The organism is Pantoea sp. KPR_PJ, from assembly GCF_041386365.1.
Taxonomy (GTDB): domain Bacteria; phylum Pseudomonadota; class Gammaproteobacteria; order Enterobacterales; family Enterobacteriaceae; genus Pantoea.
Window position 1 is genome coordinate 1 of record NZ_JABMIK010000010.1, and the last position, 12,380, is coordinate 12,380.

The following is a 12,380-nucleotide window of genomic DNA, read 5'->3' on the forward strand; positions in this document are numbered from 1 at the left end:
CACACCGGCAGCGTCAGACACACCGGCAGCGTCAGACACACCGGCAGCGTCAGACACACCGACAGCGTCAGACACACCGACAGCGTCAGACACACCGGCAGCGTCAGACACACCGGCAACGTCAGACACGCCGGTTGCAGGCGATGTCAATCCGGATACGGACACTGAAAAATCTGCCCAGGATGCGGCTGCTACAGATAAACAGGAGAATAAAGAAGAAGCCGAATCAGAAGAAAAAGTAACCGAGAAAGTGCCAGCGTTTAATGCGGATGACTGGTTTACCATTCAGGACAATCAGCCTCTGATTCGCAACACCCGCGCGCTGATGGCCTCGCGTCAGTACCTGTTGAGTGAAATGGTTAGCCAGTTGCATAACCGAAGTGATGTCATGCGGGGCTCACCGGAACGCAGCGGTGCCTGGGCAACGATTGAACAGCGTAAAGGCAGTTTCTTCGGCTTTAGTGCCGATCAGCAAACGCTGATTACAGGCTGGGATGCGCTGTATGACCGGCATCTTCTGGGCGTCAGCGCCAGCTATTCGCAAGGTCGGGTTAAAGGTGCGGGTCAGGAAGAACATCGTATGGCAACGGTTGGTGCTTATTATTCCTGGCAGTCGGAAAATGGATGGTTTGTAGATGCAGCCAGCCGATATCTGTTCCTTAACCAGGCGTTTACGTTTGATCCGGTGCTGGGAATAAATGACCAGAAACGCGACAGCCATGTGCTGGTGGGGGGGATAAAGACGGGGTATCAGGTTGGCTTTGCTGACAATGCCCTGGTGATTTCACCCTATATCGGGGCGAGTGCAGGCGTGCTGTCCGGATACAGTATGAAAGGCAAAGATGCCGAAATCGCTATCAGCTCAGCGAACCCCGTATATGGCATCGCGGGCATAAAGGTTGAGAAGCGCGGGCTTGGAACCGAACTGAAAAACGTCAATCTCAGTACCAGCCTTGAGTATCAGTATTCACCCGGAAAAAACGGCGCAAAAACGATGCTTGCCGATCGTCAGTCAGGGCGACAGTACGATGCCTGGTCTGATAACCGCTACCGGGCAAAAGTCGGTGTGGAGGGAGCAATCAATCGCGATCTGTCGGTAAACGCAAAAGTTGAACGCACTTTTGGCGGCGATTTTAAAACCGACTACAGCGGTATAGTCGGCTTCTCTTACCATTTCTGATTTAAATGTGTAAGCGCATCACGTCTGCAAAAGTGATGCGCTTTTTTACGTCATGTTCAGAATACCTGTCGCCAGATCTCAGCCGGGATCTCATTATAAAGCTTATTCATAATCAGCTCTGCTTTACGGTGGTCGTAAGCGCCTTCAAAAGAGCAAAGATCGGTCAGCGGAATTTTTTTACGCATATAGCTGGTAAAAATGTCAAGAATATCCGTAGAGGGGCAGTTCCTGAATTTTTCTAAATAATCTGTTTTAGTCATTTGTTGCTATTTCCGAACTAAACATTTCCTGAGCCATGCTGCTTAACAGCATCGCCTGGAATCCTTTTTTATTACCAGTTAATTCTCTGGCTTGCTCACCATGCTGAAATTTTATCGATCAACATGTTTTGCTGTGGCTGCATTTATAATGGCAGGCGCAAAAGAGGTCAACCTGATTGCATGAGAGCAAAATACCCGCAAAAAGGTCATAAAAGCGGGATAGCTGTCCAGGGAGAATAGCATCTGCAATCCTTAAAATGTTGTAATGTAAGGATTATTTCTGTTATCCGTAACGAAGGCAAGAAACTGATTATAACGGCAGGCTAACAAATATGAAGAAAGTAGCTAACGGCAGTTTCCAAAATTAAATTTCGGCAGCGGAGCCGTTTATTTTTGGTTGAGCTTTTTCGCCGGGCGGAAGAGGCGAATGTTGAGATATCATCTTTTACGACTAAGCCTGTAATCTCTGACTGTGTCCCACAGCAAATTGAACAGCAGCGTATAAATCAGGAAAAACAGTACCAGCCCGCATTCCAGTCTGAGCGCCGCAAGTAGCGAAATATCAAGCCACCAGGCAGCAAAGGGAATGAGCACCATCAGCAATCCTGCTTCAAAAGTCACCGCGTGAAGACTTCTTATCAGCAATCCTTTTTTGAAGCCCATATGTATCTGAAGGCGATCAAAAATCAGGTTAAAGAGATAGTTCCAGAGCATTGCCGTCAGGGAGGAAACAACCGTTAACACGCCTGATTGTGCCGGTGCTGCCGAGGTAAATAAAACCAATATTGAAAAGACCAGAAGGTTGGCCATTATTTCAAAACAGATCGCGTGTAATACGCGTTCGGTGGCGCTACGCGCCAGAGATAGTGGTAGACTCACGGCTTGTTTCTCTCAGCACCCATCAGGAAGAGCCTCATAAAAAATTACGGCTTAATAAACCGCAAATCATAATGCAGGTTCTCTCAGAGTTATTACTCATTTTTTAATGATGTATTGATGTGGGTCAATTTCTCTTTTTGAACAGAGAGGTTTGTTTATATTTTATTTGGTTTCACTATTTTAACTTTACACTGATGTCAACCGGCTTACTCATTGCTGGAAAGAATGTCTCTTCCTGATAAGGAACGACGCTCTCATTCCCGGCTGTCTGCTCGATTTCTTCTGGAGCCATAACATGAAAAGTTCGCATTCAGGTTATTCCCGGCGCGATGTGTGGGGGATCATGCTGCTGCTAAGTATGGGATTTTGGGGTAGCGTTACGCTTTTCGTATTCACGCTTACGCGATGACGTTTAATTCTGTTCGCTGGAGGCCTGACGAAGCGGAAAAGTGCGCGGATAAGGCAGTGAACGATCGTCTGGCGCCGTTTATTTCTTCCCGGAATCTGTTCGGGCGTAAAATAAATGCTGGCGTTATTTGCCTGCAGAATGTTTGAGGCTGACAATATGGCAGACATTATTGACGAAGCATCCGCAGCCATTGAGCGGACTGAAGACGCTGAAGTCGCGATTATTCGCAACAGGCTGACTGGTCCAGGTCGAAGCACCTGCGAAAACTGCGGTGAAGCAATACCCGCAGCGCGCCGTGAGTTGCTGCCTTCCGTAACAACCTGCATTACCTGCCAGGAAATTCTGGAACTGCGCCAGCGTACCGGACAGATCGCTGCTCGCAGGGGCGGGCCGGAGCAGGACAAAGATCTGTAGTGTATTGTCTGTTTCTGCCTGATATTCCTGTTACCCTGATTACGTATCAGGCGATATGCACCGGCTGCGCATCCCGAGAATTTAAAGCATTGTCACAAACCGCAAGAATATTTCTCTGGCGAATCCCGTCCCAAAACGCTGGTCAGTGCTGATCCTGTCGACGTCGCTGACCGTTAGCTGTCAGCATTGCACCCGGTGTCCTGCAGCTCGATTCAGGCAATATAATACCTGCATTCAGGGACACAAAGTTTCTGATTCTGACTCAGCCCTCGAGAAGCAGGCCACCTCGGCACTGAGTATCGTTAAGCGCACGGTAAGATGATTGAACGCAGGCGTGCTGTGTTCTGCGTTGTTTGCATATTCTGGTGCGGCATTTATACGTTAAATTGATGAACACTCTGCGTGGTTAGCACCATAACAGCGGATGAGTACAGGCTGTCACATGTTGACACGCTATTTAAGCTGTTTATTCGATAATGTTACCTATTAAAATTATCATATGGTAAATACCGAGCCAGGGAGATCTGTCATTTTATGAGGTTTTTTGACGCTGGAAAGAGTAATAATGCGACTCTCTTGTAAGCTGACAGATGTGATTATTTTTCTGGTTGTGTATGTGTTTGCTGGATGCCTCGTCTGGTTATTTCTGAGTAAGCTACATTCATTTGTGCGGTTCATTTTTCATTGATTTTCTGCCTGTGAGCGCGTTTATTTATCGTAAGGATTGCACGTCTCGAATATCGTGCGAAAGATGAGTTGAGGGAGATGTTTTAACCAGTCATGGTGATATCGTGGCGTTTTAATGAAAAGGCACTCAGCGGTGTCAATCATCACTCGGGCATGATTTTTACCGATAATAAAAACAAGAAGGGCGAGGCCTGCAAGGCCCCAGCCAAGCATAACTGTGCTGATTCTTCCTGATGATGCAGACATACCTTGAGCGTTTTTGTAGAAGCCGGACAGGCCTGAAATGTTAACAAGCTCTGGACAGATGATCCTGCCATTTAGATGCTTGAGGGCCAGTCAATCTGTCTGTTATAAGAACAGATATAAGAACGGTATGATTAATGTTATCTTTTGAAGAGCGTAAGCGTAATAAAAGCAGTTTTTTTTCACTGGGGTGTCCTGAATCATCTGCATTTTCGCACTAATGATAACACGCTGGCACAATTTTTAATGACGGTAGCATATTAAATAGCATATCTCTTACTATTGAGATAAACAGTGAAATGTTTATTCTCAAATGAGAGTGCAGGATGATTCTATGTGTCTTGTATTATAATAAATTTTTAAATTAATCGCGGTGAGCATATTATACTTATCTTTTTGTCTGTGGTGTATTAGCATTGGGGCTATGGCGGAATTAACTCAATGAATTAAACATGACCTCTGGAAGAACATTAAATTTTTGCCGCGCCTTATACGGCCAAAGACATGCCAAGGATAAATCCCATATTGACCTCACCCTCATAACGCATTTTTATTGTAATCAGATGACGATTGAATCCGTCACGTCGTTACTCAGGCAGTATGAGACCTATCCCGACAAGATACTGGACAGAACCGAGTTTATTATCGTTGATGACTGTTCTCCACTGAAATATGACCTGCCTGAACTGAATTTGAATTTTCGCTGGTTAAGGATCACTACTGATATCCCGTGGAATCAGGGAGGGGCTCGTAATCTCGGCGTCACGTTTGCTAAGTCTGATAAAATTGTTATGTCTGATCTGGATCATGCCTTTCCTGCCGATACGCTGAAATATCTGGTGAACCACCCCAATCCGGGGCGCAACTTTTATAAGCTGTGGCGCAAAAAGCCTGATGGCTCGATTTATAAAGGTCACGCTAATCTGTTTTTTATGAGTCGCGCTCGTTTCCTGCGTTTTTATGGTTATGACGAAGAGTTCAGCGGTCACTACGGGGCTGAGGACTATCGTTTTGTTAAATACCAAAAGTATCAGGGATCGCGTCAGGGCTATCTGCCCAAAACGGTATATTGCTATGAGCGATCGCTGGATCGTGAACAGAGTTATCACAGTCTGACGCGCGATCTGTCGGCAAATACGCCTGTTGATTTGCGTAAAAAAAACGAATGCAGCCTGTTCGGTAAGGAAGCTGGACACAGTCGCCTGTTCCTGAACTTTGAATGGGTTACGCTGGCACAGGGGATACGTCGTCCTGCTTCAATACCCACCGTACGCCGCTACTGGCGTTTGCTGTGGTGGTGGCGCTGGCTGAACGCCCGGGCGGCGAAGTGACAGGCCTGCTGTTACTGCGTTGCCTGGGATGTGGAAAGCGCAGGAGCATTCTTTCCCGGCTGTTTGAAACCGATGCGGAACTCTGTGAGACCTGCCTGCATCAACTGCGTGCACACCTTGATCTGCGTGAGCGCGGTTTATTTGCGAATGCTTGCCGGGACACCGAAGCAAACTGGCCTGCTGCCGTACCTGAACGCCATGAGTGAAGCCGGAACCGGCGCTAACATTCGCAGATGCCTTCTGCAAGTCTGTTACGCATCAGACCCGGCTGCTGTAGTGACCGGCTCACCGACAACAAGCCTCTGAATTTGCTCAAACCGTTCTCTTCTGCGGTTTCTGACTGGATGAACAAGGAAGGCAGAGAGCCTTCCCTGAGGGATGTTATCCCGCTTTGCGGAGTGTTTTTTGTCGTTCTGATGATCGGGTCGACCACCAGCATAGCAGCGATCCCAGGCAGACCATGGCCGTTCCCTGCCAGAAAGCGAACGTCAGGCTGGAACTCAGGATAACGGCTGCCAGCACCGATGAGATAATCGGGATAAAATAAGATGCCGCTGCCAGCAGGTTTACGTTGCCGTGCAGAATACCCGTATTCCAGGCTGCATAGCCAAAGCTCATTGCCATCGCGGCCAGCGCCAGACTGACCAGCACCTGTGGCGATAGTGAGAAGGCTGGCTGAGGTGAAGCCAGAAACTTCAGCCATAACGTCAACGCCGTTAAGATGAAAAAAAGCGTAATGCCATTGCTGCCGTTGGCGATTTTTTTTGTCACTACACAGTACAGGGCCCAGATAACCGCACCGCTAAACGCCAGCCCGTAACTCAACGGGTTATCCATCAGATTACTGCCGATCTCGCTGAGCGAAAATCCGCTATCGCCACCCAGTACCCGACCTATTCCGACAACTGCAAGCAGAACGCCGGGAATAATCAGTGGACTGGTTCGTTGTCGGTTAACCATGACCGTCAGCACAATCGTCATGCTGGGCCAGAGATAATTCACCATGCCGACTTGAATTGCCTGGCGGCCATTATGGGTAAACCCAAGCGACAGTGACAGGCAAAGCTCATAACAGACAAAAAGCACGCTGCCGATGATCAGGTAGCGGCGGGGAAACGACCGCAGGCTGGGAATACCTACGGTAAAAAGTAACAGGATGGCGCTTAAGCTATAAATCAGTGCGGCACCACCCACCGGTCCAAATCCTTCGCTGACGCTCTTTATCAGCCCTACAATCGCGCTCCATAGCAGAATAGCGATCAGGCCAATGAGCGTCGCCTTTTTTTGAGACATACCTGCTACCTCTGGTTTCGTGCTGTCTGCCTGTCTTCGGGGTGAACCGCCAGCATACTGCAAATCTCAGGGTTCTGTTTGCTCCTGCATTGTATCCTGATGATTTGAAAGTGAACATTTTTCCGCCTCCTGAATCAGCCGATCATCTTGCGCAGCGCAAGAAGGCAATGATGTCGCCTGTGCTGCTCTCTGTGGCAACATAAAGCACAGCTTTTGAAGCAACAGAGCAGGGTGACCCTTATCCGCAGCGTAGAGCGATAAACTGACGCGGCACCCGTCTGTGATAAGCGCTGAATGAGCACAATCAGGTTATACCTGACCGCGGTTAGCAGCGCGTAATCTGTTTTCGCCTGCATCTGCCATCAGCCCGTCTTTACCGCAGGAGCGTTGTCAGCAACAGAAGCGGCGTTAGGGCTGCAACAGGCATCAGCGAAGGGTGACAAGGTAACTTTTCAGCGAGCAACACATTATCACGCCATAAATGTTTCAGCGGTTTCTCGCCTGACCTGCCAGTTAAGGCCTACGCCTGACCTCGTCTTATAGCCGTTTTGCATGCGGAAAGCGCGTCCAGGTACTGACGGCTAACGCCATTTTCAGCCTGAAAATCACCATGCCAGACAATCAAACATTCCCATATAATCATTTGATAAAAAAGAAAAAAATCTCAGGCGCAACGGCCGGTAAAAGGAAAAATCAACCAGAGGCTGTTTTCCTGTAAAGGCGTCCTTATCGGATATTGTTTTAGCGACAGATTGACCAACGGACGTAAGCAAGGCTATCAGATCGCTGCGTCTGCTTTTGCCGTTGCCAGATGAAACAGCAAAGGGCTTATGTCGGGCGCAGAGCAGGCACAAGGCGCATCGCGTAGCAGAAGCTGTCAGCGGTTTACTTATATTCCGTATAAATCGTCACCATGCCCGGTGATGTCGTCCCGGCAAAAACTTTATAGCGTGCGCCAGGTCAGCAAGCCGACGTTGTCCTTACTTCTCGTCATTGAAGCCAGAGAGAGCCACAAGGCGACAGACAGAGCATGGCTGTTTTCCTTTTCAGGATAACGATCAACATTAACGAGATATTTTTGCCCCGGGCGGCTGCTTCTGTCATGCCTGCTGCTGAACAGCTTAGTCGGCCTCCTGAAAAGCATCCGTTAAGCAATACGCTGTCATTCAGGGAAAACAGGGATTTAGCAGAAAAGGAGCGGGCATATCGTCATGACAGGGCTGCTGATTTTTTCATGTCCCCTGCGTTTGTCCTGTATTGCACTACCCTTATTCTTTCACGCGAGAGGAGGAAAAATGGCTGATTCAATACTGATCGAAACGCTGCAATTTGGCCCCGACAATGCGCCAGTACAGAAGTATGAAATCTATGGTGACGATGAAAAAACGCCAACCTATGCGCTGATTTATCGCCAGCAAGACGGCGACTGGCAAAAGCTTGACGAAAAGCTGTCTTTTGCGGCAAGGGATGAGCAAAAAGAAGTGGCCGTTGCCATGGATTATGGCTCCGGTGACAGCTTACCTGAGCTGCGTGACCTGCCGGGCGAAGCCCGGGAGCGCTGTGAACAGCACTGGCAGAGCAGCCAGCCCTGAACTATGCCGGGAACCTTTCCCGGCTTTTCTTAACCCTCTCTTCAGGAATTAAGGCTACGGGTCCGCTCGCAATATCCCTCTCATGAACTTAACTCAAATTATCTATCCTGTTTCAAGCCTGAGGGGGGCCGTTTGGCTAATACATCACAATCTGAAGCCGCAGGCGAGGTGCTGACGCTTCGCCGCTGGATAAGCGTTGGGCTTCCCGCCACGGAGCTGTTTGCGCTCTGGCTCGAGCCCGACACCTTACCGCGCATCATGAGCCATTTTGCAACTGTCACGCCGGTTAATAAAAGCGATGCGCTGTGGCAGACAGAGGGTCCGCTTGGCAAACATTACCGGTGGGAAAGTCGTATCGTCGAGGCGCAGCCGGGTGAAATTATCGCCTGGCAGTCACTGGATGGCGCAGACATTCCTAATCAGGGCGAGTTGCTGCTGCGTCCTGCTCCCGGCGAGTGGGGAACCGAACTGACGTTGACGCTGAGGTTTACGCCGCCGGGCGGCGCGCTGGGCAAAAAGGTCACCACCTTCTTCGATCTGCTACCGAAAGAGATGGTCAGTAAAGCGCTGCATCGCTTCAAAAGTCTGGCCGAAACCGGCGAGATCCCCACACTGGATGGCCAGCCCGCTGGCCGTCACGCCGAACGTCAGGATAAGGAGAAATAGATGCGCGCACTTTGCTGGAACGGTGTTAACGATCTCAGCGTCGAAACCGTGGCCGATCCGGGCCTGCTCAATCCCCACGATGCCATTATCCGCGTGATCCTCACCACCACCTGCGGCTCCGATCTGCATGTTATTGATGGTCTGATCCCCAGCATGCGTGAGGGCGATATTCTGGGCCATGAGTTTATGGGCGAGGTGGTTGAGGTGGGCAGCGCGGTGAAGCATATCCGACGCGGAGACAGGGTTGTGGTGCCCTCGTTTATCTCCTGCGGCTCCTGCTGGTACTGCCAGCATCAGCTGCCTTCCTGCTGCGATAACACTAACCCGCAGTGGGAAAAAGGCGAAACGGTACTGGGACACGCGACTGGGGGTATTTACGCCTATAGCCATGCCTTTGGCGGCTACGCAGGCTCGCACGCGGAGTATGTTCGCGTGCCCTTCGCCGATAACGACTGCTTTGTGGTTCCCGAAGGCGTGACGGATGAGCAGGCGCTGTTTCTTTCAGATGCGGCTCCTACCGGTTACATGGGCGCAGATTTCTGCAATATCCATCCTGGCGATACCGTCGTGGTCTGGGGCTGCGGCGGCGTAGGGTTAATGGCGCAGCAAAGCGCCTGGCTGATGGGAGCGCATCAGGTTATCGGTATCGACCGCTACCCGGAACGGCTGGCGATGGCGCGCGACTATGCAGGCAGTATCACCCTGGATTACACCCAGGTTGATATCAACGAGGCACTGCTGGAGCTGACCGGCGGACGCGGCCCCGACAGCTGTATTGATGCCGTGGGCATGGAAGCGCGCGGAGAAGGGCTCAGCCAGGTTTACGATAAAACCAAACAGCTGCTGCATCTGGAAACCGATGTGGGTGCTGCGTTGCGTCAGGCACTCTACGCCTGCCGCAAAGGCGGCAATATTGCTATCCTCGGCGTGTACGGCGTGATGGATAAGTTTCCGCTGGGACTGATGATCAACAAAAGCCTGACGATTCGCACCGCGCAGCAGCACGGGCAGCGCTATATGCACCGGCTGCTGGAGCACGTCGCTAAAAATGAACTGAACCCGGCCTTTATGGCGACCCACCGCTTCTCGCTGGAGGATGCGCCGCGCGGCTATGACATGTTTAAGCATAAAGAGGATGGCTGCGTGCGCGCGATTTTTGCGCCATGACGCGGCCTCTTTCGCCGTGGGGCCGTCGGGTGTAAAAAGGACAGAAACCAGGATGATAAAAAGGAATAGCATGATTAAGCTGACTGGCCGGTTAGTTTGCACCAACAGTGACGAGACAGCACGTATACGCCGCTATCTTCCGGCACATACCAGACTGACGAAGCAAGAGGCAGGCTGCCTCCTTTTCGAGGTAAAAGAAACTGACGATCCGCTTGTCTGGACGGTTGAGGAGCTGTTTGAGAGTCAGGAGAGTTTTGACGCACATCAGGCAAGGACTAAAGCCTCGGTCTGGGGGCAGGAGACTCGCACCATTGCCAGAGAGTATGTTATTACTGAGGTGGTTTGAGCCATCTTGTGTAAAAGGGACCCGCCGCATGGCCGGTTCCTTTTTTTATGACAGCCGTCTCAGGCAAGGGGGCGCCTGAAGCGCTCAGCGCCACCCCTGATATCGGCGTGTTCATCCTGAGGCCCGTATGCGATCAGACGCCTGAATACAGGCCGGGCAGCGAGCTTCCGTTCGCTGCGCAATGTCTCTGCGGCCGGTGTCACTCGCGCTTTCTGCTCCCGTGAGACCGTACTGCTTACTCGCCATTCGCCCCCTTCACAAGGCCATACCACGCGAATAAGGCAACAGTTTTGCAGAATCTGGCGATCCCGCTTTCGTCTCGCCGTCTAGACTTAACCCACTGCACCTCACAATTCATTCTACATAACGTGCATAACTCCCTTTTTAAACCTGTTAAACACTGGAAAAGAGCTATGTCAGATAATCTACGTTTGCAACTGGAGATCAATGGTCAGCCGCACACGCTGCTGGTTGATCCCCGCATGACTTTGCTTGATGCCCTGCGTGAACACCTGACGCTGACCGGCACCAAAAAAGGGTGCGATCAGGGCCAGTGTGGTGCCTGTACCGTACACATCAACGGAAAACGGGTGCTGAGCTGCCTGACGCTGGCTGCACAGGCGAATGGCCAGTCCGTCACCACGATTGAAGGTCTGGCGCAGCCGGACGGCACGCTGCATCCGGTGCAGGCGCGCTTCCTCGAGCACGATGCCTTTCAGTGCGGCTACTGTACGCCAGGACAGATTATGTCTGCTGCGGCCTGTATCAGTGAAGGGCATGCCGGTTCGGCCGATGAGATCCGCGAGTATATGAGCGGCAACCTCTGTCGCTGCGGTGCCTATCCCAATATTGTTGAGGCGATCCAGCAGGCTGCCGCCGATCTGAGCAGGGAGGCAACATGAATCCGTTCAATTATGTTGCCGTCAGCAGCGCGGAAGAGGCTCTGCATCAGAAGCAGAACGACCGCAGCCGTTTCCTGGCGGGCGGCACCACGCAGATTGACCTGATGAAATGTGATGTCGAACAGCCTGACGCCCTGATTGATATCAACCAGCTGACAGAGATGCGTGAGATTGACGTTGGCGTCGACACGCTGCGCATCGGCGCGCTGGCGCGCATGAGCGATGTAGAGAATCACGCTGACTGCCGTCATGCCGCGCCTGCAATTTATGACAGTCTGTGGCAGGCAGCGTCACCGCAGTTGCGTAACATGGCCTCCATCGGCGGCAATCTGTTGCAGCGTACCCGCTGCGTCTATTTTCGCGATCCGCACACCTTTTCTGCCTGCAACAAACGTCAGCCAGGTTCGGGCTGTGCTGCACGCGAGGGTATTAATGGCAACCATGCCATTCTGGGCACCAGCGAGAGCTGTATTGCTGTCTATCCGGGCGATCTGGCCGTGGCCCTCACCGCATTTGATGCGGTGGTGATCGTGCGCAACGCGGCCCAGCGCGAACGTCGAATCCCGATTGATGAGTTTTTTCTGCTGCCGGGCCAGACGCCACACCAGGAGCACGACCTGGCGGCAGACGAGATGATCGTTGCCGTGGAGTTGCCGTTAACCCCTGCACTTCGCCACTCGCATTATCTGAAAGTGCGTGACCGCAGCTCCTATGAATTTGCCGCCGCCAGCGCCGCGGTTGGCATTGAGCTGGAGGGCGATCGCATTCGCGATCTGCGCATTGCGGTCGGTGGCGTCGCGACGAAACCCTGGCGCGCGCGTCAGGTCGAGGGCGCGCTGCGCGGCCAGCCTTTCGAGGAGCAGACGCTGCGTCGCGCGGCGGAGCTGGTGGTCCAGGACGCGGAGCTGCTACCGCAAAACCAGCATAAGAAACTGCTGGCACCGCGTGCCATCGCCCGTGCGCTGATGAAAGCGGGCGGAATGGCGTAACCCCCTGTAACAGAGGACAAGC

The 12,380-nt window shown here is 51.7% G+C and carries 12 protein-coding genes; 9 read left to right on the forward strand and 3 right to left on the reverse strand.

The window, feature by feature from the left end:
• Positions 1 to 1,180 (forward strand): autotransporter outer membrane beta-barrel domain-containing protein (locus HP564_RS17785; RefSeq protein WP_371245159.1); only part of this gene is annotated, 1,180 nt, incomplete at its 5' end.
• 56 nt (positions 1,181 to 1,236) lie between these two features.
• On the opposite strand, the gene HP564_RS17790 is transcribed toward HP564_RS17785, so the two are convergent.
• Together HP564_RS17790 and HP564_RS17795 are read right to left on the reverse strand one after the other, a co-directional pair.
• Positions 1,237 to 1,440: an Hha/YmoA family nucleoid-associated regulatory protein gene (locus tag HP564_RS17790; protein WP_371245160.1), complete on the reverse strand. Its 204-nt coding sequence runs from the start codon at positions 1,438 to 1,440 to the stop codon at positions 1,237 to 1,239.
• A gap of 438 nt (positions 1,441 to 1,878) precedes the next feature.
• Positions 1,879 to 2,319, reverse strand: coding sequence for a PACE efflux transporter (locus HP564_RS17795; RefSeq protein ID WP_371245161.1), 441 nt, complete (start codon positions 2,317 to 2,319; stop codon positions 1,879 to 1,881).
• Positions 2,320 to 2,884: 565 nt separating this feature from the next.
• Here HP564_RS17795 and HP564_RS17800 point away from each other — a divergent pair.
• Both HP564_RS17800 and HP564_RS17805 read left to right on the forward strand, forming a co-directional pair.
• Entirely contained in the window at positions 2,885 to 3,142 is a 258-nt protein-coding gene (locus HP564_RS17800) for a TraR/DksA C4-type zinc finger protein (protein ID WP_371245162.1), read from the forward strand.
• 1,382 nt (positions 3,143 to 4,524) lie between these two features.
• Positions 4,525 to 5,403 carry a glycosyltransferase family A protein gene (locus HP564_RS17805; protein ID WP_371245163.1) on the forward strand — a complete coding sequence of 293 codons (879 nt, stop codon included), beginning with the start codon at positions 4,525 to 4,527 and terminating at the stop codon, positions 5,401 to 5,403.
• A gap of 381 nt (positions 5,404 to 5,784) precedes the next feature.
• On the opposite strand, the gene yddG is transcribed toward HP564_RS17805, so the two are convergent.
• Positions 5,785 to 6,696 (reverse strand): aromatic amino acid DMT transporter YddG, encoded by a 912-nt coding sequence (yddG, locus tag HP564_RS17810; protein ID WP_371245164.1) that lies wholly within the window; start codon positions 6,694 to 6,696, stop codon positions 5,785 to 5,787.
• Positions 6,697 to 7,991: 1,295 nt separating this feature from the next.
• On the opposite strand from yddG, the gene HP564_RS17815 reads away from it, so the two are divergent.
• From HP564_RS17815 to HP564_RS17840, 6 genes are all read left to right on the forward strand, one after another.
• The gene (locus HP564_RS17815; protein ID WP_371245165.1) at positions 7,992 to 8,288 is read left to right on the forward strand and encodes a hypothetical protein; all 297 of its coding nucleotides are present in this window, start codon (positions 7,992 to 7,994) and stop codon (positions 8,286 to 8,288) included.
• 132 nt (positions 8,289 to 8,420) lie between these two features.
• Positions 8,421 to 8,954, forward strand: coding sequence for an SRPBCC family protein (locus HP564_RS17820; protein ID WP_371245166.1), 534 nt, complete (start codon positions 8,421 to 8,423; stop codon positions 8,952 to 8,954).
• Complete coding sequence (locus tag HP564_RS17825; RefSeq protein WP_371245167.1) at positions 8,955 to 10,121, forward strand: zinc-dependent alcohol dehydrogenase; 1,167 nt, start codon at positions 8,955 to 8,957, stop codon at positions 10,119 to 10,121. It begins immediately after the preceding gene.
• A gap of 70 nt (positions 10,122 to 10,191) precedes the next feature.
• Positions 10,192 to 10,467 carry a putative quinol monooxygenase gene (locus tag HP564_RS17830; protein ID WP_371245168.1) on the forward strand — a complete coding sequence of 92 codons (276 nt, stop codon included), beginning with the start codon at positions 10,192 to 10,194 and terminating at the stop codon, positions 10,465 to 10,467.
• 413 nt (positions 10,468 to 10,880) lie between these two features.
• A complete protein-coding gene (locus HP564_RS17835) occupies positions 10,881 to 11,369 on the forward strand; it encodes a (2Fe-2S)-binding protein (RefSeq protein ID WP_371245169.1) in 489 nt (162 codons plus the stop codon).
• The gene (locus HP564_RS17840; protein ID WP_371245170.1) at positions 11,366 to 12,358 is read left to right on the forward strand and encodes a xanthine dehydrogenase family protein subunit M; all 993 of its coding nucleotides are present in this window, start codon (positions 11,366 to 11,368) and stop codon (positions 12,356 to 12,358) included. The genes HP564_RS17835 and HP564_RS17840 overlap by 4 nt, the downstream gene beginning before the upstream one ends.
• The last annotated feature ends 22 nt before the right edge of the window (positions 12,359 to 12,380 follow it).